The 25,184-nt window shown below is 47.8% G+C and carries 25 protein-coding genes and 2 pseudogenes; 17 read left to right on the top strand and 10 right to left on the bottom strand.

The features are described from left to right. Window positions 1-317 precede the first annotated feature (317 nt). From AC0L73_RS10590 to AC0L73_RS10560, 7 genes are all read right to left on the bottom strand, one after another. The gene (locus AC0L73_RS10590; RefSeq protein WP_473653720.1) at window positions 318-1,139 is read right to left on the bottom strand and encodes a DUF3800 domain-containing protein; all 822 of its coding nucleotides are present in this window, start codon (window positions 1,137-1,139) and stop codon (window positions 318-320) included. Beyond that, window positions 1,123-1,428 (bottom strand): hypothetical protein, encoded by a 306-nt coding sequence (locus AC0L73_RS10585; RefSeq protein WP_473653719.1) that lies wholly within the window; start codon window positions 1,426-1,428, stop codon window positions 1,123-1,125. The genes AC0L73_RS10590 and AC0L73_RS10585 overlap by 17 nt, the downstream gene beginning before the upstream one ends. Continuing rightward, a complete protein-coding gene (locus tag AC0L73_RS10580) occupies window positions 1,389-4,376 on the bottom strand; it encodes an Eco57I restriction-modification methylase domain-containing protein (RefSeq protein ID WP_473653718.1) in 2,988 nt (995 codons plus the stop codon). Before AC0L73_RS10580 ends, AC0L73_RS10585 begins: the two co-directional genes overlap by 40 nt. A gap of 85 nt (window positions 4,377-4,461) precedes the next feature. After that, a complete protein-coding gene (locus AC0L73_RS10575) occupies window positions 4,462-4,998 on the bottom strand; it encodes a hypothetical protein (RefSeq protein WP_473653717.1) in 537 nt (178 codons plus the stop codon). 178 nt (window positions 4,999-5,176) lie between these two features. Further along, a complete protein-coding gene (locus AC0L73_RS10570) occupies window positions 5,177-5,350 on the bottom strand; it encodes a helix-turn-helix transcriptional regulator (RefSeq protein ID WP_473653716.1) in 174 nt (57 codons plus the stop codon). A 288-nt stretch (window positions 5,351-5,638) separates the two neighbouring features. Further along, entirely contained in the window at window positions 5,639-6,235 is a 597-nt protein-coding gene (locus AC0L73_RS10565; RefSeq protein ID WP_473653715.1) for a hypothetical protein, read from the bottom strand. Window positions 6,236-6,248: 13 nt separating this feature from the next. Continuing rightward, window positions 6,249-7,607, bottom strand: coding sequence for a tyrosine-type recombinase/integrase (locus tag AC0L73_RS10560; RefSeq protein WP_473653714.1), 1,359 nt, complete (start codon window positions 7,605-7,607; stop codon window positions 6,249-6,251). 357 nt (window positions 7,608-7,964) lie between these two features. Between AC0L73_RS10560 and AC0L73_RS10555 the strand changes: the two genes are divergently transcribed. The 12 genes and pseudogenes from AC0L73_RS10555 to AC0L73_RS10500 all read left to right on the top strand — a co-directional run bounded on the left by AC0L73_RS10555 (window position 7,965) and on the right by AC0L73_RS10500 (window position 17,142). Beyond that, window positions 7,965-8,201: a hypothetical protein gene (locus AC0L73_RS10555; protein WP_473653713.1), complete on the top strand. Its 237-nt coding sequence runs from the start codon at window positions 7,965-7,967 to the stop codon at window positions 8,199-8,201. 95 nt (window positions 8,202-8,296) lie between these two features. Beyond that, window positions 8,297-9,391: a hypothetical protein gene (locus AC0L73_RS10550; RefSeq protein WP_473653712.1), complete on the top strand. Its 1,095-nt coding sequence runs from the start codon at window positions 8,297-8,299 to the stop codon at window positions 9,389-9,391. A 43-nt stretch (window positions 9,392-9,434) separates the two neighbouring features. Further along, window positions 9,435-9,749, top strand: coding sequence for a hypothetical protein (locus AC0L73_RS10545; protein ID WP_227948265.1), 315 nt, complete (start codon window positions 9,435-9,437; stop codon window positions 9,747-9,749). A gap of 13 nt (window positions 9,750-9,762) precedes the next feature. Further along, window positions 9,763-10,335, top strand: coding sequence for a helix-turn-helix domain-containing protein (locus AC0L73_RS10540; protein WP_227948266.1), 573 nt, complete (start codon window positions 9,763-9,765; stop codon window positions 10,333-10,335). Between the two features lie 335 nt (window positions 10,336-10,670). Beyond that, the gene (locus AC0L73_RS10535; protein ID WP_227948267.1) at window positions 10,671-11,744 is read left to right on the top strand and encodes a hypothetical protein; all 1,074 of its coding nucleotides are present in this window, start codon (window positions 10,671-10,673) and stop codon (window positions 11,742-11,744) included. Between the two features lie 52 nt (window positions 11,745-11,796). Further along, window positions 11,797-12,750, top strand: coding sequence for a DUF4062 domain-containing protein (locus AC0L73_RS10530; protein ID WP_473653711.1), 954 nt, complete (start codon window positions 11,797-11,799; stop codon window positions 12,748-12,750). Window positions 12,751-12,892: 142 nt separating this feature from the next. Then, window positions 12,893-13,420 (top strand): hypothetical protein, encoded by a 528-nt coding sequence (locus AC0L73_RS10525; RefSeq protein WP_473653710.1) that lies wholly within the window; start codon window positions 12,893-12,895, stop codon window positions 13,418-13,420. 89 nt (window positions 13,421-13,509) lie between these two features. Further along, a complete protein-coding gene (locus AC0L73_RS10520; protein WP_473653709.1) occupies window positions 13,510-14,034 on the top strand; it encodes a helix-turn-helix transcriptional regulator in 525 nt (174 codons plus the stop codon). A gap of 160 nt (window positions 14,035-14,194) precedes the next feature. Then, window positions 14,195-14,353, top strand: a pseudogene (locus AC0L73_RS10515) (helix-turn-helix domain-containing protein); the annotation flags it as partial. 23 nt (window positions 14,354-14,376) lie between these two features. After that, on the top strand, window positions 14,377-15,021 hold the full coding sequence (locus tag AC0L73_RS10510) for a hypothetical protein (protein ID WP_473655472.1): 645 nt from the start codon (window positions 14,377-14,379) through the stop codon (window positions 15,019-15,021). A gap of 9 nt (window positions 15,022-15,030) precedes the next feature. After that, window positions 15,031-15,399 carry a tyrosine-type recombinase/integrase gene (locus AC0L73_RS10505; protein WP_321576132.1) on the top strand — a complete coding sequence of 123 codons (369 nt, stop codon included), beginning with the start codon at window positions 15,031-15,033 and terminating at the stop codon, window positions 15,397-15,399. A gap of 582 nt (window positions 15,400-15,981) precedes the next feature. After that, window positions 15,982-17,142 carry a hypothetical protein gene (locus AC0L73_RS10500; protein WP_473653708.1) on the top strand — a complete coding sequence of 387 codons (1,161 nt, stop codon included), beginning with the start codon at window positions 15,982-15,984 and terminating at the stop codon, window positions 17,140-17,142. A 70-nt stretch (window positions 17,143-17,212) separates the two neighbouring features. Here the strand turns inward: AC0L73_RS10500 and AC0L73_RS10495 are convergent, their stop codons facing one another. Further along, window positions 17,213-17,956 (bottom strand): YoaK family protein, encoded by a 744-nt coding sequence (locus tag AC0L73_RS10495; protein ID WP_473653707.1) that lies wholly within the window; start codon window positions 17,954-17,956, stop codon window positions 17,213-17,215. A 263-nt stretch (window positions 17,957-18,219) separates the two neighbouring features. Between AC0L73_RS10495 and AC0L73_RS10490 the strand changes: the two are divergent. The 5 genes and pseudogenes from AC0L73_RS10490 to purU all read left to right on the top strand — a co-directional run bounded on the left by AC0L73_RS10490 (window position 18,220) and on the right by purU (window position 24,199). Then, window positions 18,220-19,471 (top strand): annotated as a pseudogene (locus AC0L73_RS10490) (sarcosine oxidase subunit beta family protein). Between the two features lie 7 nt (window positions 19,472-19,478). Beyond that, window positions 19,479-19,766 (top strand): sarcosine oxidase subunit delta, encoded by a 288-nt coding sequence (locus AC0L73_RS10485; protein ID WP_415776492.1) that lies wholly within the window; start codon window positions 19,479-19,481, stop codon window positions 19,764-19,766. Continuing rightward, the gene (locus AC0L73_RS10480) at window positions 19,763-22,720 is read left to right on the top strand and encodes a sarcosine oxidase subunit alpha family protein (protein ID WP_227948277.1); all 2,958 of its coding nucleotides are present in this window, start codon (window positions 19,763-19,765) and stop codon (window positions 22,718-22,720) included. The genes AC0L73_RS10485 and AC0L73_RS10480 overlap by 4 nt, the downstream gene beginning before the upstream one ends. Next, complete coding sequence (locus AC0L73_RS10475; protein ID WP_473653706.1) at window positions 22,713-23,285, top strand: sarcosine oxidase subunit gamma; 573 nt, start codon at window positions 22,713-22,715, stop codon at window positions 23,283-23,285. Before AC0L73_RS10480 ends, AC0L73_RS10475 begins: the two co-directional genes overlap by 8 nt. 29 nt (window positions 23,286-23,314) lie before the next feature. After that, window positions 23,315-24,199: a formyltetrahydrofolate deformylase gene (gene purU / locus AC0L73_RS10470; protein WP_227948279.1), complete on the top strand. Its 885-nt coding sequence runs from the start codon at window positions 23,315-23,317 to the stop codon at window positions 24,197-24,199. A 37-nt stretch (window positions 24,200-24,236) separates the two neighbouring features. Here the strand turns inward: purU and AC0L73_RS10465 are convergent, their stop codons facing one another. Further along, window positions 24,237-24,632, bottom strand: a complete 396-nt coding sequence (locus tag AC0L73_RS10465) for a LysR substrate-binding domain-containing protein (RefSeq protein ID WP_473653705.1) — start codon at window positions 24,630-24,632, stop codon at window positions 24,237-24,239. Then, entirely contained in the window at window positions 24,632-25,138 is a 507-nt protein-coding gene (locus AC0L73_RS10460; RefSeq protein ID WP_473653704.1) for a LysR family transcriptional regulator, read from the bottom strand. Before AC0L73_RS10460 ends, AC0L73_RS10465 begins: the two co-directional genes overlap by 1 nt. Between the last annotated feature and the right edge of the window lie 46 nt (window positions 25,139-25,184).

Genomic DNA, 25,184 nt, shown 5'->3' with positions numbered 1-25,184 from the left:
AGGTCTCTTTCAATCACAAAGCATCGTTACCAAATAATCGTTATGTGGTTCATGAACTACTTCATCATTCTGCCGGTTGTAGCGATTGTCGCCATTATGGAGTGGTCGTCATGCACTCTGTTTTACATCTTGTAAGCTTTGGACCATTTGTTTAGGTCTACTAAAATCCTACATCAGTAGTATAACTACCTCTAATATTTTCTATTTCTTATTGACGGACCGGTCATTATGATATAGGTTCCTCCCTAGGCTTAGCCTACGAGATCGCCTTTTGCGGTCGAAAAAAAAGTTCCTGTGGAAACATTTGGAGCTTTTTTTTATGGCTTTTGATTAACATTTTCAAAACAACTATATTTTGTCGCTAATGCCCCCCAATCCGCTTGATCTATAACGCATTCAATAAGCTTTCCTTCGTCAAACAGCCTTTTGTACGGACGGTTGCTTTTATGGTATCCGCCCATACACATTGGCCAAAGGTAAAGGTCTGCAAATTGCACCATAGGTGACGTTTTTTTCTTGACCTTAAAATCATACAAAGTTTCTTGGAACTCAACAGAAGTCAACGGCTGGTATTTCTCCGACGTACCTGACGCGAATGGCGAACCATTTTGTTTGAGTGAATCAAGATAGCTTTTCAACGCATTGTCTTCTAGCCGATTACAACGTTCAGGAAAAATTGACAATCTGGCACTCTTAGATCGTGCATATTTAATGGCCCGTTCTACAACAATCGTAAATGCTGTTTTACAAAGCATCCAAGGTTCTTGGTTATATTGTTCCAGATAGCGCGCGTTATAGCCCCCACGATCAATGACACAGGCAATCCCAAGGACCGGAGCATTTTTCATAAGCATGAAAAGGTCTTCGTAGAACTCTTCTTGCTCTGCCTTTGATAGGCCTCGTAGCCATAAAAAACCATTATTTTGCGATCTGATTTCGGAAGAATGTAAAGGGGCCTCAATTTTCCATTTTTCAAGAAAAGCCCGATGTTGCTGTCTCGCTTCGGGCTCTCGTTCATCATCGATCAAGATGCCTCCCAAAGCAAACCAATCATAACCATGCTCAGGTTTTCTACCGGGGTTTCTTGTTGGATGGCGAGTGCCTGAATCGTCCAAATACAGACTATAGGTCTTGACCAAAAATTTTCCCCTCAATGTTTTCTTCGATCAAATTGATCTCCTCTGCTGTCAAATCAAACAATCCGTAAACTAGAGCATCAATTTTATCTTGGTTACATTGTATTGCAGCACTTATTCTCTGAATTTCTCGCTTTTCTTCAGCTATCCAATCCTCCCAATCTGATCGCTCAAGAAGTGGGATATCCGCTTTGAATACTTTTTTGATTTCCTTTTGAAAGTCCGTAAAATTATCAAACTCCCACCAACTTTTCAGCTTTTTGGAAATCTTATTTTTTCCCCATCGTGGCACAGGTCAGGGATCCGCCGAATTATAGATTGTTGCCTATTGTAGCGCTCCTTCGCCGCCTTTTGACAAGAAACAGCTAAAGTAGAGATTTCAGCTTTTGTCTTCTCCGATGCGTCGGGAATTGGTAGTGCCTCCATGTACTGTATTCTAAGTTCATAGAATCCTCCACGTACCGCTGGACACATTGCTGTAATCAAAAACCACGCTGTAGAGCTGTTCAAATAACCTAACAAAAAAAAGTCAGCCGTTGGGATAATGTAACTTTTATCGTTGGAATAAGAATTATTTCTATCAATCTGAAAAAGTCGCTCAGAACAAAAATGCGGATAAACTAGTTTAGTTCGTTCAAATTTTTGGAAATAATCAACCGTGTCTTGTATTTCGTACCATTTATATGTTCCTGGTTTTCTTCCTTTCCATATTTCTCCTAATGAGGAAGGAATCCAATTACTAGGTCGAGGTATCAACACCTCTTTAAACCTTTCCAGATGCATTTTTATTGCCGGATACCTATTAATATCAACGCCTCGACGCGTAAAAATTAAATATAGCTCGCGACTTTCCGCTCTCCATCGCTTCAAGTCTTTACCTTCCAAAAATGGCTTTATAAGTTTTTCAGAAGCAATATCTTGCGCAATCAACCGATCTCTCGTTTCTCGATTGATAATAAAGGCTTCGTTTCTGCCAGTAAGAACGCCTCGATACGGGGAACTGTATACTTCCTTGAGTGTCTTTCCTACATTCTTAACTTTTTGACGAAGGCGAATGAGAACTTCCGTTTCCAATTCCCATCCATCTTGCTCTAATTCCGATTGATTAATAGAGGCTTTAGATACTTCGAACGCACGATCAAAACTGCCGTCAGGCAGCTGCCGTAAATTCCAAAAATCTATCCTATGGTCAGGTGAAGGCTCTTCCGCCGTCATTACCAAAATTGCAGGGTACGTAGTCACTCCTTCAAACACCTGTGTATCACCGAAATTTACTATGATTTCCAGGTTTGAATTTGCCGCCAAATAACTACGCAACTGGTTTCCTGACGATGTTTTAAAGAAAGTGGCACTTGAAATGTAACCAAGCTTACCCCCTTTTTTTAGTAACGTAAGCCCTCGCTCAAAGAAGTAACAATAAAGATCTGAAACTCCATGATAGACTTCAAACCTCCGCTCTAAATAGGGTTTCATTGAGGAGATCAATTCTTGACGTACATACGGAGGATTGCCGAGTACAACGTCAAACCCACCGTCTTTAAAAACTTGAGGAAAAGCATCCTTCCAACTAAAACCATGATCCAGATAAGCAAAACTGGAGTCTTCAATCAGGCTGTCGCCAACCCGGATATGACTATCCAGACTATCTAGAACTTTGCCGCGACGCGCTGTTTTGAGCCAAAGAGATAACTTAGTAATTTCAACACTTTCTGCGTTTACATCAACTCCAAAAAGGTTTTTAGATAAAATTTCACTGTCGGGATCAAACAGGTCTGGTTGAGCGCCAGATAAATCTGCTACCTTGGCATTCACTCGATGATATTCGTCTTTCAAATAATCAAACGCTGTAACAAGAAAAACACCGGAGCCACAGGCCGGGTCAACAATCCGAACGTTACCAAGTCTTGTTTGGTAATCTGACCAGGCTTTTAACTCAGAATTCTTTCCTCGCCATTTTAGCTCTCCATAAGGCTTCCCAAAACTAGCCTTATTAACGTGTTTTTTTAGACAGGTTTGAAATAGCTCTTCGAGATATGCCCGAAGTGTTTTGTCAACAATGAACCTCGCAATATAGTCAGGGGTATAGACGACACCATCGCGCTTACGTTTACCAGTTGTTCCGGTTCTCTTCTTCTCCTCAACTATTTCGCCACGCGCTATCGCCTGCAGTCGTTCTAGGTCAGTTATAGATTGTTCGAATATATGACCCAGAATTGTAACACTTACTTCCGAAGCAAAATCATATTCTCCGAGCCGCTTAAATCCTTCACAGACTTCATCAGTCAAGCTCAGTTTTTCGATAACTGGGTATTTCTTAAATAAGCCCCCGTTGTAACGAGGAATATCTAGCTCCCCACTGCCTTTATCAATCGCTTTGAAAAGTCCCTTAAAGTTTTCCCATACCGGTTGCGGACTATATGGGTTTCGATGTTCAAATGCGTTTCTAAGGCTATTTTTGGGTAGAAGACCTGTATCTTCTGCAAATGCTATAAATAAGACGCGATCAAGAATCGTTTGTGCGTAAGAAATTTGAGTTTCATCATCCTCGCCAGTCACCGACAGATGAATATGGTCAATCAACCTATCTCTGATTTCTTTATAATCCGCGTAGAGCTTGTTCGTTATATCTTTATTTTCTAAAACGCTCGCGGCCAGGTGGCGTTCTGTGCGACCACAAAGTAAGTTTTCCGCGCCAAGCAAAAGCTGAAACCTTGCGTATTCATTTGGGTCTATCAGGCGTGAGAGGAAGAATTGCTCGTAATCTTGATTTCCAGAACCGAATGAATAGAGGCGTATTTCTACATAATTCGACACTAGGACCCAACGACATCCTGGCACGCCTATGGCATATTCCCACGCTTGTTGGACAGGGCTTTTATGCCTTCCTGACATAATTGCGTCCAGATCCTTTGTTTTTGCCCCCTTCAGTTCAAACGGGGCAAGTATTTTCGAACTGTCTTTTGAGAACGTGCCAAGGGCAAGGTCAACGCCCCCTCGACCAATAGTTTCTTCACTAGCAACCGACCATTCACCATTTCCAGGGAACGGTTTGTATCCCAACACTTCTTCAACGATTTGGTTTTTAAAGGTGCTATGTAAGGCAAGCTCTTTTTGACTTTCAATGGATTTATCACGAATGCTTTTTGCCCAGCTCTCCAATATCAATAGATGCTTTTCAGGTACTGGAGCTGAGTGCTCGCCTAGCTGTTTTTTTATATACTTCTTATTAAACAGAGGCATTTTGACATTACCCGTAATTGAAACAATAGATTCTCAATGCCACGCATTGCTAAATAGGGCAAGAGGAACAACAAACGGTTCAATTCTAAATTTTCTCTCTTCCCATGACACCAATCCTTTTCCCATAAATAACCCCTTGTGATTTCGCGTTGATATTTAACAATCCCGCGACTTCCGGGCGGATACCCTTCAAAAGATAATTCTCAAGATTGCCGCAACTCTGCTCATAGCTTTGAAACCATGTCCGGAATTTACAGGAGCGGATGGCGCGGGGCGGAGGCTTCGGTTGATTGAAGGCTTTCAGGACCAGCACCCGAAACGCTCGCCAGTCACTCATCAGGGACAAGTTACGATGGATCAGGATATGAGCATGAACGCCGTTACTGTCGCTATTCTCCAGCACCCAGGCAACGCACCAGGGGCAGTCTCGCCGTTCAAGCAGCTTTCTAAGCTTCTGCAGCGAATTTCGAAGGTAGTTTGAACATTCCATCGGAGGAATGCCTAATTGCTCTAGGTTGACAGTCGTTAGTGTATTGACCGGTTTCCCCAGCTTTTTACTTTCCCTCGCTGCTTTCAGAAAGCGGCTGGCTTCCGGGTAATGGATGTAGTGGGATACCTTCATTTCAAAGCTTTTATCCTAATCACAACTATATAAAGTGAAAGCCTCGTTGGCCTATTGATAACCAATTGAATTTCCTATATTTTTGGCAATCGATAAAATAGGAATTGACCTAATTTGTGACGGTCTATGGCGGAAACAGCCGGAAAGATAAAGAGTGGTTTCCAAATAGCCTCAACCATCAAACGGTTTTGTTTTCTTCACACCAGCGATTGAGCTCCGCAACGCTATAGAGCACCCGCCTGCCCAGCCGGAGAAAGACCGGACCGGTCTTGTTCTGGCGATGGCGCTCTAATGTTCTGACTGAGATTCCGAGTCTTCTGGCGGCTTCATAAGTTGATATTAGCCGCGACACTTCCAAGGATCAAAACGATGTTGAATACTCTGAGGTTGAGCGATGCTTTTTGCTATCAAGCCATGCATCGAGATCGTCGACATCGTAGACAACGACCCGGCCAATTTTAGCATAGGTCGGACCGTCGCCGATTAGTCTCAATTTTTCGAAAGTGGATTTGGTAGAACCGCAATATGATGCGGCATCACGGGTTCTTAGACGACGGGAGTACGATACTGTTTTCTGCAAATGCTGTTCCTTTAGTTGTTCACGAAAGCCTCTATGGCTTACGGCAAACTATGGAACATTCTACTCGTGTTGCGCTAATGATTTCTCTCGCAACACCTGATACCATATGGGATGAAAGTCTTCGACATTGGTTAGTTTTCTTATACGGCGATATTCTTCACCGTATTCTTCGCCTTCGGGTTCACGGGAAAAGGTCGTATTTTCCTGCCAACGCAAGATCGTACTGGGATTTACGTCAAGACGCCTAGCGGCTTCGCGAATACCAATTCTAGGGCTACGCTCTAAAAGCTTTGAGTAAGCTTGCTTGGCTTCAGGCTTACCCCGTTTTGGCGTTAGATGGCTACAGCCCATTAGAAAGTATATTGCTTCACAAAGTTCATATGGAGGAACTATTCGAAGCTGGTGACAGTCTTCTAACACGTTAAACGTCCAAGCCTTAATTATCGACATTGGAGCGACAAGGCCGTGTCTTTCAATGGCATGCGCTCCGCTATTCTTCACTTCCTGATACCGATTAATTTCACTTAAGAGAAACTGCCCATATAGCTTTGCACCTATATAATGACGCCTATCGTTCCCACCCTGACCCGTTGTTAAATCCCATAGTCCAAAAAAGATCCGATCATATATCTCTAAATAAGGATTGTTCGTTTCCATAACCATTCCCGTTTTAACGACTATTCATGTCAACAACCTTTGGCGTTACTTTCTGATTTGCATTCATTGCATCCGCAAGCCGTCCTGCTGTTCGATCTGCCGCCGCTTTTATCGGATCGCTTGCAATATGTGCATACCGCCCTGTGGTTTTAGGATCCGAGTGCCCTAGCAGTTTTCCCAGTACCTGCAACCCTATACCGCTTCCTGCTCCAGCGCTGGCAAAAGTATGCCGTAAATCGTGGAGACGAACATCGTGCAGTTCGGCACGTTCCCGAATTCTGATCCAGGCTTTCGGTAATCCGACATAATGTCCTTCCCCTCGCAACGCCGGAAAAACGTAGGGAGATTTTTCGCCTCGCGACAGTCCCGCCAATAACTGCAGTGCGGGGGCTCCAAGCATAATAGTTTTTTGCCCTGTCTTGGAGTCATCGAGACGCAAGCACCCGAATTCGAAATCAACTTCATGCCATTTCAACGATAGAATTTCTGTCTTGCGGCAGCCCGTCAGGATCAGCATCCGAATGGCCGCAATCGCCATTTCATTTTCGCCTTCCTTCGCCAACATACTTATCCGGTCGCGAAGTGCCGCTCTTTCCGTTTCCAGCTTAGTGCTGCTTAACGTGCGCTCTAAATTGACGCGTTCCTTTTCCGCTTCATCAGCAGTCCGAAGAATTTCCCCAAGGCGAGCTAATTCATGTGAATTGAGAAAGCGTTCATTTTTTCGATCAGGAAATCTTTTCACACCGCGCGCCGGGTTTACACTCAGAACACCTTCCGCAACCGCAAAGGAGAGGATGCCGCCTAGCAAACCAACCGTTCGGGTCGCCGTTCCTTTCCCTCCAACCACACGGGCCCGCCCGTGGGGTCCAGTCCGTTCATCGGCAACGGTTTTCCCCTTGGCGATATCCGCCATGAAACGCTTAATGTCATTTACGGTAAGATCCTTGACCCGTTGTCTGCCCAACAATGGCTTGATATGGCGTTCTATCCGCCCCTTATCTGTCGCAATTGTTGATGGTTTTTTGGTCGCACAGCCTTCTTCAAGATATCGCTCGCAAAGCTCGGATACTGTCATCGCCGCTTTGTCCGTCATTTTGACTTGCTGTGGATCTTGGCCGTCGGCGATGTCTCCCAACACACGTTTTGCCTCATCTCGTGCTTTCTCCGGTGTCCAGGGAGATCCATGCTTTCCGATCGTCAGCCGCCGCGTAGGTACACCGCGCCCACTCATACGATATTGCACGATGTAGATACGATTTCCCGAACGGGTAACTTTAAGACCAAACCCTTTCAGCTCCGTATCCCACATAAACCAGTCGCGCTCTTTTGGGCGCGCTGCATCGACGTTCCGCTTGATGATTTTTGCCTGCATTTCCAATCTCTCGAAATTTACGATCCAGCAATCATATAGCAATCACCAGCAATCACAATACAGGAAACGAACGGAAAGATACGGAAACTAATTCATTGAAATATAATAGTTATGGAGATATTAGAATGTATAGAGAAACATATACCACCGCCCTCCGAAGGCAGAGGTTACACGTTCGAATCGTGTCGGGTGCGCCAATCTTTACAATGACTTAGCGAGATTTCAAAGACCTGAAAAATGGTCTCTGTCCGCGTTATGTCCGCGCAACCTCCAAAAAGCCTCTCTTTTTCGACGTAAAATTGCTACGGCAATCCTAGCCGTAACCGGCCATTTGCACGCCCTGATCGGGGGTGCCGTATGAGCAGGTATTCCCCGATCAAAGCCGCCATCTGGCTCGCCGCATCATGCGAGTTGCGGCAATTCCTGAACCAGCAAGGCCTCACCCGCGAAGCCGACGCCATTGAAAAGCTGACAGATCAGGTTTTCGCATTCTGCCTTGACCATTTCGATGAAGAGTTTGCCGAAGCTCTCGAGCTTGTAAATGACACGCTTGAGGGAAATTCAAACTCAGCGGGCGAGGAAATCGTCCACTGATGGCGCTCTCTCCTCCGCATACTGGGCCTGCGTTCCTCTCGCGCACTGACGTCCGGGTCAAGGGGCTGCACGGTCCTGAGCCCCGCTCAGGAGTGGTGCGGCAGCCCCTTGATGCGGCGGCGACACCCGATGCTCCCCCGCAGGGGTGCAGACACAACGTGCCTGCACCCTTGCCCAGCGGCGAGCGTGGGGAGCGCGAGGGGGCACCCCCTCGCAGCAATCTCACAGCCTCCCTCTGCCTTACGGCATCTCGCGAGCTATATGACGGAGAATCGGGCGAGATTAAGCTTTCCGGCACAGCTCTCCCAGAGACTACCGGGGTGCTGTCCTCAGCCGATCTATGGGAGAAAACCATTGGTAAAGCCGTGGACCGCGACAAGTTTATCGAAGCCAAAAGCAGAGAACGGATCCTAAAGAAACAATCCCATGACATTGCGGCTCGTTTGGAGGCGGAGGGCATCAACGCCTATCAGGAAGAAAACGGCACCACCATCATAGGCCTCTGCACCGGACAAGCGGAGAAAGCCAACAATTTCCGTAATTCCAACCTGATCCCCGTCATGCAGGCCAAGAACATCCACGATATGTTCAAGCATGTCCGCTATTACATGGACGGTGCGAATAAAAAGCACCTCCGTATGCTGGTCATAAGTAACGGTTGGGTGCCCTTGTCAGAATACCGGGAAGCCCATAAAGCCTTCACCCGGAAAATATCAAAACTAAACAGCGATCCGCTGCTCAAAGAGCGCGGTCTTTCATTCGTCTATTACAACGTCGAAAACACCATAAAGCGGGTTGACGGGGCTCCACACCTTAATATGCATTCACACGTCCTGATGCGCTCTGGCAAGCGGCTGGGGCCAAATAAATGGATGGAAACCATGGACTACATCAAATCGCGATTTGAAAAAGGCTACGCCCATGATGAACGTATCCAGAACCCCGCAGAATGTGTGAAATATGTTTTCAAACCATCGGAATTTGATCAGCTTGCGGGACCCGAACTCAAAGAACTATTCGAGCAAACGCACAGGCTCAAATTTTTCCACCCTCTTGGACCAATACGAGAGTTCCGAAAGCAGCTCCAGGAAGACGGCCTGAAGCTCGTCAAAGCGCCAGACGCGCGCGGTAGATGGCTCTGGAACATCATGCCTAAGGCTAAAAGCCAAAGCCGCTCAGGAACGCAATGACAGCGGCGATACGCGCGATATCGTGGTAGGCATTACCAATCCAATGCCGAAATTTACGGATCGATACGAGCCTTGTCTGATAGTTCGTAACTTCTCCGGCAATTTCGAAGACTTGCTGAAGAAACGACAGTTGGAAGAAACGCAATTGCAGGCGCTTCGCCTTTGGCGGGCGAATGCTTCTATGAAGCACACAACAACGACAAGTGTCCGGACACTTGTCGTCGGAAAAAACAATTCCGGAAATAATTTGACGGACGGCACCCCCTACCCGGATTACCTCGTCCCAGACTATCCCGGGGACCTCCCCGAGACACCCGGGGAACCTTCCCCATCCCAATATTTTCAAATACTTAACTGAAAGGATCAGAAAAATGACTTCTGAAATCATAATCAATGCAATCAAAGAAAACGATACCCCTGCCGATCGGCTGAAGGCCGCAAGAAATACCAAGAACCTGACGCGGAAACAATTGGCAGAGCTCACCGGCATCCCTGTCAAAACGATTGAGAAATACGAATACGGCGGAATGGAGCCCAATATTTCCCGACTTCACTCCCTATGTGAAATATTGGGAATTACACCTGAGGCCGTTATTGGGATTGAAATGGAAACATCTGGCCCGCATGAAACGCCAGAGGAAATTTCAGCCAGTGGCATCCACACTTCGAAATTTATGGAAGACTGTCTTCTGCATCTTCGAGAACTCGATATGCTCAGACAAGGTCGCTTCCGTGCCTATCCCGTCAAAGCCCGTGCACATTTTGAAGCATTGCAAAATGCCCTCCGGCTTTTGGACGGCGAAGAGTTAGGAGAGATTGCAGAACTTCGAGGAATAGTTATCGATGAAGAGCAAATCGATGAAGTAGAGGAAGCGGCACGCCGAATTTTGGATACTGCGGTGTTTGGTATCGATATTTTCTCAATCGAACTTAAAGCACTTTAAAGAATAGCCGATGAGCATGATCTTAGTCCATCGGGCCGTCTATTCTGGCAAGACTGGCAAGATCACAACGAGATTGCGAAAGAAATCAGGGCAGCTTTTTATGAGAGGGTTTTCGCGGGTGAAGAGTATCCGGATTTTGAGGACAACGAGCAATTCCCATCATCGACATAAGAGCTAGTAAGATTCTTGGGGAATTTACTCTTCCTTCGATACGTTACGTAGAAAAGGAAGTATACACTTCGGATATGAATAACTGTTTGAGTTGTTCAACGAATTATATTTCTATAACCTACAAATAGCTAATTCAAATTATGCCAACGCGTATAGGGGGAATAATGCTTTTTTCTGAAGATAAGGCAATTTTTGCTATTCAAGGCCTCATGCGTAAATTTGATAGCCATAAAACTAGTGACGAGGTGATAAAGCTTGAAAGAAATTTTATCTCGACAGTGCTCTTACAAATACTCGACGAACCAGCAGAGTGGGATGAGAACTGCGCCTTCAATCTAGGGGTGATTGGAGGTCGATTTTTCACGCTGATCGACGAATTTGACACGTCAAACCGACTTCATTTCGATAAACTTTTTGTTTGGGCATATCGTTTCTTACTAGAGTTTGAAATGTCACCAATTGAAGAAAAAGCAACCCCAATTCCGATCACTAAAGTAAAGGATGAAGTTGAATCAAATTTTAATTTATTTGACCAAAATACCCGACACAGTTTGCGTTATGCATCGACCTTAATGCCCGCCGATATAATTAAGAAGATGCTCAAAAGTGAGGGCATTCAAAACTTCAAAACATTTTCTGAAAACATGGAAACCGCTAAAAATCTAATTTCAGATTGGAAGAAAGAGCTTTCAAATCAAAAAAGTCAGGTTGATGCGCTTGCTGACATACTTAAGCATCAAAAATCTGAGTTTAACTTTGTAGGACTTAACCAAGGTTTTGAAGATTTAAAGAAGAGAATTTCAGTCCGCCAATGGTGGCAATTTTCCGGTTTAATATTCATGGCCGTGTTGATTATTGCTCCACTCGTTGCAGAAATTGTGACCGTAATATATCGACTATATAATGATCTTAGTATTGACAATAATTATCTATATATTTTGCCGCCGTTGATAGCGATTGAGGTTCTCTTCATTTATTTTTTTAGAATTATCTTGCATAGCCACAAAGGTTCGAAAACGCAAAAGATGCAGATAGAGCTTCGGCAAGCTCTATGTCAGTTCATTGAAAGTTATGCGGAAAGCTCCAAGCATTTAATTGAGAAAAACTCTGGAGCTCTTGAAAAATTTGAAAGCCTTATTTTTAGCGGAATAACAGCTGACCCAGAGAAACTCCCTACCACATACGACGGAATTGAACAGTTAGCCTACCTAGTTAGATCGATAAAAGGGTCTCAATGATTCAATTTGGAACGCTATGTTGTTTTACTAGCAGTTGGAGAAATGCTCAACAATGACGTTAGATAAGCGATATCAGGTTTTTATCTCCTCTACCTTCCGCGATTTAATTGACGAGCGCCAGGCCGTCTTGAAGGCTGTTCTAGAGCTTGATCACATGCCTGCCGGAATGGAACTATTTCCGGCCTCCGACGAAACCGCATGGGACTTAATAAAAGACGTAATCGATGCATCGGACTATTACCTCCTGATCATTGGGGGGCGGTATGGTTCCCTCGATAGTGAAGGGATAGGATACACTGAGAAAGAGTATGATTACGCCGTAAAGTCAAAAAAAGCCGTAATTCCTTTCCTCATAAAAGATCCAGATAAATTACCAAGAGGGAACACTGAAACTGACGAGCAAGCATGGGAGAAGTTAGTTAATTTTAGAAAGAAGGTCGAAGATGCTCATACATGCGTATATTGGACCTCTGTCCATGACCTGAAATCTTCCGTTATTGTCGGGCTTACCTCGGTTGTTAAAAAGAGGCCCGCTGTCGGCTGGATACGCGCCGATAAAGTTCCCTCAGAAGCAACTATTTCCGAAATTCTCTCACTTCGAAATCGTGTAGCAGAGCTTGAAGTCGAATTGCAGGGTTCACGCTCTGGACCTCCCGCAGGGGCTGAATACCTTGCTCAAGGGGATGATAAAGCAAAGTTTGAAGCTACAGTTCGCCCCTATGATGATTTCCTTGGCGTCGAATATCGGGTGACAATCGAGCCAACATGGAACGAAGTCTTTTCCTTAGTATCTGGCAGCTTAATCAGTGAAGTACGGGAAACCCGTTTGCGCCGTTCAATACAAGAAATTATTGGAGCTTTAGCCTATCAAGAAGCAGAAAAAACTGAGAAGTTAAAGGGGCAATCTTTCCGCCACGGCAAAATAAGCGAACATGACGTAGATACAATTATCATCCAATTGCGAGCATTAGGCTTGATTCAAGAGAGCGCCAAAAAAGGAGCGTAACCGATACAGCCACATATTGGATACTTACGCCTTACGGTGACAATTTGATGGTTAAAATGAGAGCCATCCGTAAATCCGACAAGTGAGCTAATCGAGCCATTCTTTGCGTAGCATTAGTTCGTAATGAGAGGACCAAGTTCCATTGCTTGATAACCTATTTAAAATCACCTTCAATAAGCTTGATAGGCAATCTTTTTATGCCCTTGCCGACTATCTGGAAGTGCAGGCGTCCATACTTCGACGGCGTGCCGAAGACAAGGAAGCTGAAGCTAATGGGCGGAGAGATCGGATAAGAGAGATTAATAAAGCCGGACGGGATGCTTTAGAATATTTCTTTATGGGCGTTGATAAAGAACTGGCTATCCAAATGGCAGCGTCCGAAAATGACGTTCCGTCTATCAACGTTGCAGCAAATATGAAGCGTCAGCTACAAGCGGAACAGGCGGCAATTCGCAAAAAACAATCAGAAGAAGTAATCAGGCTTCGAGGGAAGAATGTTACGGTAAGAAAAATCGCTAAAGCCCTTGGTATATCACCATCTCGCGTTTCACAGATATACCGCGAAAAAGCCGACGCTGCTAAATCCCTCAAATCTAAAGGTAACACGACAAAAGAAATCGCAGATACCTTAGACCTTTCCATTCCATGTGTTTCAGAAATTTTGCGCTAAGAATAGCCTCACTGGGCATTAAGACTTTCAGATAAATATACTCCCTAAAGCATTATCGACGATTTTTCCTACCATAAGGGGAAAAATGATTGGCATCAAAATATGCATTTTGGTATATATTTTTTTGTACTATTTTCACACTAAAGAGAATTATGAACAGTCCAACAAGCCAGAGACCTGCCGCAAGCCCGTACGCGCCTTTGGGTCAAATCATAGAACAGAAGCGCAAAGATAAAGGCATGACACGTGCCGCCTTGGCAAAATTTGCCGGGATTAGCCCAAACTCAATGGTGAAATACGAAAAAGCCGGCGAAGCGGATGGAAAATATCCATCCATGGTGAATATGGCAAAAATTGCTGAAATTTTGGAGTTTGATCCAAGAAAAATTTTCGAGTGTATCGCCAACACAGAAGCTATCCGAAGAAATCCCGACTTCAGTTTCATGTACACTTTCAAAGACCTAGAAAATGAATGGACCGGCGAACATAACGCTATGGAACTTCAAGGCATTGGCTATGAAATGGAAAAAGTCTTTGAGGCGCTAACAGAATTAAGAAAAGAAATTGCTCAATTGAAAGGCAATAAAAACGAAAAAGAGCCCGGCAAGGTTTGACGGCCGCCGAGCTCTTTTGATCATAAAAACGATGAAACTTAACCGTAAGATGGAAGCTAAATTTTGAGATCGTTTTCTGATATTCATCCTAATCATCTCACGCAATCTCTTCAACAGGAGATTTCAAATTCGCCTTACGAACTGAATAGGGTGAAGCGTGATGACTGGTAATCTCCCCCGGCTACTCACCGCTGAAATGTTTGCCAAGGAATTAGGCATTCCCGCTCGATCCGTCCGGACGCTCAGAGAGCAAAATAAAATTTCCGCCATTATGGTTTCTGGAACGTGGATGTATCCACGTGAAACAATTGATGAATTCATTGAACAGAATGTGAGGAAGTCATGCCAAGGCCAAACAGAGGCGCATATCTCAAATACCTCAAAAAGCGAGGAAAATATTATATCTGCTGGTCCGAAAAGGGTCGGACGCGGGAACGAAGCACGGGGACAACGAATTATCAAGAAGCTGAAGAACAGCTCGCAGAATTCATTAAATCCAAGCAGCAACGTTTCGGACCTCTCCCTCCGGAGAAATATATGATTTTGGATGCTCTGGAAAATTATACGGATGAGCATGCGGTGAACACAGCGGCACCGGAACGTATCGGTTTTGCAATTTCTCCACTATTAAGATTTTGGGGAGCTAATGTTGTTGGGGATATTTCTCGTCCAACTTGCTTAGCGTATTCAGCTAGCCGTAACCGCTCTGACAGCACGATTAGGCGAGAACTAGGCGTTTTGAGAGCTGCTATCAAGCACGATCATAAAATGGGCCGGTTAACCCGCGTTCCACATGTATGGCTTCCAAAAAAGCCCGAAGGTAAAAGTGTTTGGTTGACACGCAGTGAAGCCGCTTCACTTCTATGGGCCGCCAAATCAGAACCTAGAGTCCGGTTGTACCTGCCGCTTTTTATTCTGCTTGGCCTTTATACCGGAGCCCGCAAAGAGGCAATATTGTCGCTCCGCTGGCCACAGGTAAGCTTCTAAAATCAGCGTATCGATTTCAATCCGCCCGGACGTAATCGAACAAATAAACAACGCCCAATCATTCCAATACCACGGCGGCTCATGTATTTCCTGAAACAGGCCAAGGGTAGGAGCTACGAAACCGGTTTCGTGATCCATAACAATGGGGAACGGATAAAGGATATTAAAAAGTCATTCGCAACTGCTGTTCGAAAAGCTGGTTTATCAGACGTTACGCCGCACACCTTGCGGCACACTTCCGGAACGTGGATGGCGCAAAGGGGTGTGCCCTTGTTCGACATTGCGGGATGGCTAGGCCATAGCCATGAACGTACCTCGGAGCTCTATAGTCACCATCATTCCGATTATCTTGAAAAGGCAAGAAAGGCTTTCGATTAATGTCCGTGCATTGTCCGCGTTACACCCGTCAAAGTGCGCCAAATATAGCCACTATCGGCTTCACGCGTCTGCAGAAAACCTATGCTCGCCGCATCAGTAACAAAACTCCGAAGGCAGAGGTCACACGTTCAGATCGTGTCGGGTGCGCCAATGATGGAGTGCAAGCACTGTTAGGATTCTAACGAAGCGAGCAAGGGCAAGGATCTCACTAAATATAATAGGAAATTACGCCCTTTAAGGGCACCTGCTGAGAAAGCTGTTAGCACATAACAGTAATGCCAAAACTGCCCTTGGCTTTTGTAGGCCAGATCTCCGCCTTTCTCTTCAATCGTTCCTTACGAACCAAAGCTATTAATCAAATAGATCGCGAAGCGCAGGAAATCTCCGACCAGTGATGAGAAAGTTACTTTGGGTGGCTAGCGTAAAGCTATTCATTAATGCACCTGTCCGTCTTCTTTTTATTCAGCACAAGCGTTAAACGAGTTTCCATCACAACCTGTTGCAGAGCAAATTACCTTTCACTTCGGATCGCCCTTGACAGGTCCTTTCTTTTGATATTGTTATGTTATAACATTACTGAAAATGGAGGCGCCGACGAATGAAACTGAAAACCATACTTCCATCCCTGACTTTTTCCTGCTTCCCGCTGTCACAATGGCAGAAGACCATAGTCACGATCACGGTCAAGACCATGGGACGAGCGGGTTTTACGGCCATCTGCATGTCAAAATCCTTTATGACCATGTCTATAAAGCGGGAGAGGCGGACGAGGAAATAGACGAGGCCTATACCCACTCACATCTTGAAATGGGATACGGGTTCGGCAATGGTTTTTCGGTAAATACGAATGTTGAACTGGAGGGCGAGCCTGCAGGCCATGATCATGGCGGTGGTGGCGCAACGCTGGATGGCAGTAACCGGTACTTTGAGGATGAACCTCTGTTCATTCGTGCGCTTACGGTGAATTATGACGAGGACAATTTCGGAGCTTATGCAGGTAAGTTCGATCCTGTTATCAGCTTCGATCAACATGTTATGCCGGGCATGTATGGGTATCAGATTATTGATGAATATACCGTACGGGAAAAGATCGGCGTTGGCGGCTATGCCAAGCTGAACGCCGGTGATTTCGGCACCCACCGGCTCGATGTGAGCACCTTCTTCGCAGATACGACTTTTCTCAGCAATTCCATACTATATGAACGCGGCGTCACCCACAAAAGCGATGGCGGCGTTTCCAATACGGATAATTTCTCATCCGTCGCGGTTTCTCTGGGCGGCTCTAACTTCTACTCCCTGAAAAGCAATCTCCCGGAGGGACTTTCCTATCGCCTCGGCTACGCTCATCAAGCCGCCGGAGAAGGAGACGAGACGAGCGAGGATCGCTACACATTCTCGGGCCAATATGAGCATATCTTCACGTCTGATTTGAGAGGTCGGATTCTGGGTGAAATCGTGCATATCAATCACCTAAGCGGCGAGGAACCACACGATCGGACCTATAACACCATCGGCGCGGAACTGAGTTACCAGCAATGGGTCTTGGGATCGACATATACCTATATCAACAATAAAAATCCGGATGACGCAGATGAGGCACAGAACGGTGAAGTCTTTCAAGCCTCATTGGGATACCTCTTTGAAAATGGCATAACAGTTGGTGCAGGCTATAAATATCAAGAGGAAGAAGGAGAGAAAAACTACCGGATAGGCGCAATGGTTGGTTATTCCTTGGAATTCTAGTTTTCCGGAATTACACGGCGCAAAGGCGTTCTCCAAAGTTAAGTTTCTTTGCTCTATCCGAAGGCAGAGATCATGTGTTTGAATCGTATCGGATGCGCCATTGATGGATTGCGAGCGCTATTAATATTGTGATAGGGCAGGCAAGCGCAAGAAATCCGCCAACATTATAGGAAACTGCGCCTGCGAGAGCGCCTGCAGAGAAAGCTGTTAGCACATAACAATAATGCCGTAACTGCCTTCTGGTTTTGTAGGCAGCATCCTCGTCCCTGTCCACACTCGCGCGTTCGGGACCGAATATATCGATCACACTGATTGCGAAGCGCGCGAAATTACCGGTCATTACGGTCGTTGGAACATGCTGGTGGAAAACCTTTGCCATCACAGCATTCTGAAGCGTCATAGCAAAAACGGCAATGAGCGCAACAAGGATCGTTTCAGGCGTGTCCGCGCCGAGCAGCGGTGAGAAAAACATTCCCGATATCATAAAGGCCCCCAGCAAAACAGCCTCTACCGCCAGCACCGCTGCACGTATATATTTCCAATCCTTCAATTTTTGCAGAAGAATAAGCCACAAGAATAGTCCCACGACAAATGTGAGCACCACCAAAGCCTTCATTATCCAAACTCCGTCCGGATGAATGACTTCCGATGCCAGAATAATCAGAGTGCCTGTTATAAAGGCGGTAAAGGTTCTGAAAAGCGCGAGGTAACATATCACATCGACAAAGGCCGCAATGAAGGACAGCAGGATCGGGATGTAATGCTCTTTCGAGTAGAGCCCGGTTTTTTCAGATTTACTCTTTTCAACCATCATTCTGGATTAAAGCCCTACTATAAATTGTGAAATACACTTGTTACGAAGTTGATGGTCTCATGACTAAGGGTATTCAGTGAAGAGTATATCTGTCAACGACGCAGGAAACTTGCAAGGCGTTTTTCCCCAAAGAATTGTATTCCCTGTTTCATGCCAGTAATCATGCCGCGCATGTCTTTTTTGACGTCAATCATGACCCTATCAGAACAATCGGATTTACGGCATTATGCGATTGTTCAAGCATTCATAAAAAGGAGCCAACTTTGCGCTATTCCGCTCTTAGAGTGTTATTGGAAGGGTTGAGGAGGAACACCGGGTGGAAACCCGTGTGGCGGGATCCCGCTCCACAGCCCGAGTACGATTACGTCATCGTCGGTGGCGGCGGTCATGGTCTAGCGACGGCACACTATCTTGCGAAGGTCTATAAGAAGGCGTGGATCGCCGTGCTGGAAAAAGGCTGGATCGGGGGTGGCAATGTCGGCCGAAATACAACAATTATCCGGTCCAACTATTTGCTCGATGGCAACGAGCCTTTATACGAATTCGCGCTGAAACTCTGGGAGGGACTGGAGCAGGACCTTAACTATAACGCCATGGTCAGTCAGCGTGGCATACTCAACCTCTGCCACAGCGATGCTCAGCGCGATGCCTTTCGGCGACGCGGGAATGCGATGATCCTGAATGATGCAGATGCGGAACTGCTGGATCAGGAACAGGTGCGCGACATGGTCCCCTTTCTTGATTTCGAAAATGCGCGATTCCCCATCAAAGGCGGACTTTTGCAGCGACGCGGAGGTACCGTGCGCCATGACGCCGTCGCCTGGGGCTACGCCCGCTCCGCCGATAGTCATGGGGTGGACATCATTCAGAATTGCGAAGTGACCGGATTCAAGATCGAGAAGGGAACAATTAAAGGTGTGGAAACCAACAGGGGATATATCGGCGCGAATAAGGTCGGCGTTTCGGTCGCGGGCAGTTCTTCCCGTGTAATGGCGATGGCGGGCCTGCGCCTTCCGATCGGAGAGTCATGTTTTGCAGGCCTTCGTTTCCGAAGGGCTGAAACCAATAATTCCAGGCGTTATTACCTTCGGCGCAGGACATTTCTATATCAGCCAGTCGGACAAGGGTGGGCTTGTCTTCGGCGGCGATATTGACGGCTATAACAGCTATGCCCAGCGCGGAAATCTACCTGTTGTCGAAGATGTGCTCGAAGGCGGCATGGCCCTGATGCCGATGATTGGGCGCGCTCGGCTCTTGCGGATGTGGGGCGGACTGATGGATATGTCGATGGATGGTTCTCCCTTCATTGACAAAACCCCGATCGAGGGCCTCTATTTCAATGGCGGCTGGTGTTATGGTGGGTTCAAGGCAACCCCAGCCTCGGGCTATGTGTTCGCGCATTTACTGGCGACCGATACGCCGCATGAAACGGCGACCCAGCTCCGGCTGGACCGGTTCCTGACCGGTGCCATGATTGATGAAAAGGGCGCGGGCGCCCAGCCGAACCTGCATTGAGGCGCGCATGATTATCAACCATCCCTTACTCGGCCCGCGCGATGCACAGGAATTTGTCTATCTTGGTGACGCCAGCCTGATCGATCGCCCGGATGCAATGGCGGAAACAGCACTCAATGACTTTCATGATTATCTCTATCTTCGGGATAATCCAGCGGGCAGCCATCAAGAACTCTGGTTCCATGAACAAGGGGATCGATCATGGCTGGTGGTGACGCGCGATACGGCATCCCATGAAATTACTCATGTCGAGCTGGCGGTCGACTATGCTAAGCGGCGGGGGCGGGACAGATGAGCCAGAAAAACCGTCTCGACGGTGGCCAGATCGACCGGAATCACCGCCTCTCCTTCTCCTTCGATGGGAAGAATTATTCCGGCTATGCTGGCGATACCCTTGCGTCTGCGCTTCTTGCGAATGATGTTCGGCTGATGGGCCGGAGTTTCAAGTATCATCGCCCGCGCGGTGTTTTCTCCGCTGGATCAGAGGAACCGAATGCCCTTGTCGAACTTCGAAGCGGCGCTCGGCGTGAGCCAAACACCCGCGCCACTGTTGCAGAACTTTACGATGGGTTGGAGGCGCAAAGCCAGAACCGCTTTCCATCCCTTCGCTTTGATGTCATGGCGATAAATGACAGGCTCTCTTCTTTCTTGTCAGCAGGTTTTTACTACAAAACCTTCATGTGGCCTGCCGCTTTCTGGGAAAAAATATACGAACCCTTTATCCGCCGCGCTGCCGGCCTTGGCCATCTCTCAGGGGAGGAGGATCCAGACGATTATGACAAGGGCTTCCTGCACTGCGACCTACTTGTAATTGGCGCAGGCCCGAGCGGGCTTGTCGCGGCGCAGACTGCCGGCCGAGCGGGAGCCGAGGTTATTCTGGCCGAGGAAGATTTCACATTTGGTGGCCGCTTACTCGCTGACACCGGGCTTCTCACAGATCAGCATGCAAATGACTGGATTGCGGAGGTTGTCGGGGAGTTGTCAAACCTGCCAAATGTTCGTCTAATGACGCGGACAACCGTTTTTGGCCAATATGATCATGGTATCTTTGGCGCAGTCGAGCGAGTAACAGATCATCTTCCGGAACCACCATCTCAGAAGCCTCGCCAAATACTCTGGCGGATTTATGCAAAGCGAACACTACTCACTGCCGGAGCGACGGAACGGCCCATCACCTTTGACAATAACGACAGACCGGGCGTGATGCTGGCGGGCGCCATGCGCGCCTACGCCAACCGATGGGCAGTAGCGCCGGCAAAAGAAGTTGCTATTTTTACCAACAATGATGACGGTCACCGCACCGCACGTGATCTGAATGCGAAAGGGGTTAAGATCGCCGCGCTAGTCGATAGCCGTGCCGATGCCCCTACTTCGCCGGAATTTGAAGTCCTTTCTGGAGCGAAAATTATCGACAGCCGCGGTCGACTGGGCCTCAAATCCGTAAAAGTCCGACTTCAGGACGGATCGGTGAAGGATTTAACCTGCGGCGCGCTCGGTATCGCGGGGGGATGGAATCCCAATGTCCACCTGACCTGTCATAAACGAGGGCGCCCGGTCTGGAATGATCACATCTCCGCGTTTGTGCCCGTGCCGGATAGCGATCCCCTACTCCGCGTTGCCGGAGCCGCGGCGGGGCTTTTCTCGACTCATGAGGCTCTTCAATCCGGCGCAGATAAAACAATCGAAGCGCTAAAGGATTTGGATATCTCAGCCCATCTACCGGATCTGCCTCAAGCGGAGGGTGCACCCGTCAATATCGCCCCCTTCTGGTATGTAAAGGGTGGAAAGGGCCGCGCCTGGCTGGATTTGCAGAATGATGTCACAGTTAAGGACATCAAACTCGCCCATCAGGAAGGGTTCAAGTCTGTCGAGCATGTCAAGCGTTATACCACCCTTGGAATGGCGACAGATCAGGGAAAGACTGCTAACCTCGGCGCGCTTGCCATCCTTGCTGATCTTGAAGGGAAAACCATCCCCGATGTTGGCACTACCATCTTTCGCCCGCCTTATACGCCGGTCTCCATAGGAGCATTCGCCGGACGGTCCCGGGGTAAAAACTTTCGCCCCTACCGCCTCACGCCCAGTCACAAATGGGCCGAGGAGCAGGGTGCTATCTTCGTTGAGGCGGGCAACTGGCTGCGGGCGCAATGGTTTCCGATAGAAGGGGAAACCCATTGGCGGCAATCCGTCGACCGGGAGGTGCTGGCGGTGCGAAAATCCGTCGGCATCTGCGATGTGACGACGTTGGGCAAGATCGACGTGCAGGGGGCGGATGCGGCAAAATTCCTCAACCATGTATATTGCAATGGTTTCGCCAAGCTGCCCGTTGGCAAGACACGTTATGGCCTGATGTTGCGCGAGGACGGCATGGCCATGGATGACGGGACCGCAGCGCGGCTCGCAGAGGATCATTTTGTTGTCACGACGACAACCGCTAATGCAGTTTCCGTCTTCCGTCATATGGAATTTTGCCGCCAATGCCTCTGGCCGGGGCTCGACGTCCAGCTGATCTCGACAACCGAGGCCTGGGCGCAATTTGCCGTTGCCGGACCGAATTCCCGCCAGCTCCTTCAGAAAATAGTCGACCCGGAGCATGACATTTCGAACGAGGCCTTTACCTATATGGCCTGCGGGGAGATCACTATATGCAGCGGTTTGCGCGCAAGGCTATTCCGGATTTCCTTCTCCGGCGAGCTTGCCTATGAGATTGCCGTGCCGGCGCGCTATGGAGACGCGCTCATCCGCCGGCTGATGGACGTGGGCGAGGAGTTTGATATTGTCCCCTATGGCACAGAAGCTCTTGGTGTGTTGCGGATCGAGAAGGGGCATGCCGCGGGGAATGAGCTGAACGGCCAGAGCACCGCCGCCATGCTCGGCTTGGGGCGCATGGTTTCGCAAAAGAAAGACAGCATTGGTCGGGTTCTCGCAGGACGCCCGCATCTTATGCGGGAGGATGATTATCGGCTGGTCGGGCTGAGACCAGTATACGCCGAAGATACAATCCTATCCGGCGCGCATCTCATGAGCGTCGGAGATCCCGCCAATGCGAAGAATGATCAAGGTTGGGTCACCTCTGCCGCCTATTCGCCGCATATCGGCTCTTCCATTGCTCTCGCCTTTCTTAAAAAAGGGGAGAACCGCCATGGCGAGGTGCTCCGGATCGTGAGTCCGCTCGACAACATGGATATTCAGATAACCGTCACTATTCCTCATTTCATCGACCCGGAAGGAGTGCGACTCCGTGTCTGAAAATTTGCTTGCTCCATTGACTGCGCTTGGAAAAACCGTCCCTGTGATTAAGAAAATCGGCGGGATTACCATCAGCGAAAACCCCGATCTTGCCATCGTTTCTCTGTCTGCCCGTATGGGTACGGAGCAGGACTTACAAAACCTTCTCAAGCCATTACTGGGAGCCGGCCTGCCGGGTCATGGCCAAGCCCAATTCGCTGAAGATATAACGGCCATATGGGTGGGGGTGCATCAGTGGTTCCTGATGGCATCGCTGTCAGACCATCCTGATTATGCCGACGAGATAAATAATTTCGTCACCGACGCCGCAAGCGTCACAGAGCAGTCCGATGGCTGGGCCGTTTTCGACATTACAGGCGATAACCTTGTTCCGCTTCTGGAACGGATTTGCAACCTAAATAGCAAAGCAATGTCGTCGGGCGATGCCACGCGATGCCTAATCGAGCATTTGGGCTGCTTGATTATTTGCCGTGAATCAGTTAGGAATTTCACAATTCTTGGACCACGTTCCTCAGCGGCTTCACTTCATCATACCTTCGTCACAGCGGCGCATAGTGTTGCCTGACGACCGATCTCTCAGGAAAGTAAATACCCATGCAATCATTTGCGCTCACCGTAAAATGCAAATCTACGCGCGGAATTGTTGCTGCTATTTCCGAATTTCTCGCCGCAAACGGCTGCAATATCACGGACAGCGCCCAATTCGATGATCAGGAAACCGGTAACTTTTTCATGCGGATCAGCTTCCAGAGCGAAGAGGGAAAGGGCTTGGCTGAACTGACTGGTGAATTTGCAGAGATTGGCGAACGCCTGAGTATGGAATTTAGCTTCCATGATGAATCGGAGAAGATGAAAGTCGTAATCATGGTGTCCCGTTTCGGGCACTGCCTCAACGATCTATTATATCGCTGGCGGATCGGCGCGCTACCGATCGAGATTGTCGCGGTCATTTCCAATCATTTCGAGTATCAAAAAGTCGTCGTTAATCACGATATCCCCTTCCATCATATCAAGGTGACGAAGGAGAATAAGAAAGAAGCCGAAGCTCGGCAAATGGCAATAGTCGAGGAAACGGGCGCCGAGCTTATTGTCCTTGCTCGTTACATGCAGGTTCTGTCCGATGAGATGTGCAAGAAGATGTCCGGTCGGATCATAAATATCCACCATTCCTTCCTGCCAAGCTTCAAGGGCGCCAACCCCTATAAGCAGGCGTTCGAGCGAGGGGTCAAACTGATCGGGGCAACGTCCCATTATGTGACAGCTGATCTCGACGAAGGTCCAATTATCGAACAGGACACTGTTCGTGTCAGCCATGCGCAAAGTCCGGCAGATTACGTCAGCCTTGGTCGCGATGTGGAAAGCCAAGTCCTCTCCCGAGCCATTCATGCGCATATTCATCGGCGAGTTTTTATAAACGGCAGCAAGACGGTCGTCTTTCCAGCAAGCCCGGGAAGCTATGCATCCGAGAGGATGGGATAAGACAGCTCACTTCTGCGCCAAGACATTAGGCCATCAGTCAGACATCATAGCGTTCTTCAAGAATTGCTGCGATTCGCAGAGCAAATCGAGCAGAAGCAACCGGGAGTGTACGCCCTTTTAACTGGCCCAGGAAAAGATTACCGACAGGAATATCCTTACTTGAAATTTCTTTCGTAACATAAGGCCGTGCAGGATCGTCTTTCAAGCCGATCGGAATCTGAAAACCAATACATTTTTCCCGCAACACATAATGTCGCATAAACTCGAAGGAATCCGTTTCAACAATTGGCGCGGTTGTTCTGGAAAGGCGGTGTGCCGATGCCTCTATCAAATGTCGAATTGCGATATGAGTTGTGGGCAAGACATGTGGGTAGTCTAAACAATCTCGCAATCGGATCTCATCCGCTCTCGCTAAGGGGTGGTCCGGCGACATTAAAACGGTAACCGGCTGGGAATCGCACAAATCACCTCAAAGTCCACAAGGTGAACAGGCTCGAACACCAAAGCCAAATCACTGGCGAATGTGCTTAGCTCCTCTTCCGCTTGTGCTCTATCCCTTACATTTACTGAAAAACTGACCCGAGGATGTTCAGTGCGATACCTCGCTATTTCAGCGGGCAGGAAATACGGAAGAAGTGCTTGTGAGCAAGCAATTGAAATATGTCCCCGGCGCTCCCCTGAAAGATCGGCCACCTGATTCTGGACTCTAGTCAAATCCGAAATTTGACTCCGAATATGCTGTAACACCAGCTCACCGGCCGGATTCAAGCGGACGCCACGGGGGAGTCGCTCGAATATTTGCGAACCAAATTCTGACTCAAACCGCTGTATCCGCCGATTCAGGGCGGACGCCGTAATATTCATATCTTCAGCCGCTTTCCGAATAGAACCTGCTCGGCTCACGGCTTCGATCAAATGAAACGTCTGTAAGTGCTTCACAATCGCCCCTCATTTTTAACCGGTGCAAAAAATGCACCGCTTTTGT

The sequence above is a fragment of the Sneathiella sp. D3-11 genome (assembly GCF_055809395.1).
Note: the sequence above shows the minus strand (reverse complement) of the source record. Positions and strands in the feature narration are given on the sequence as shown.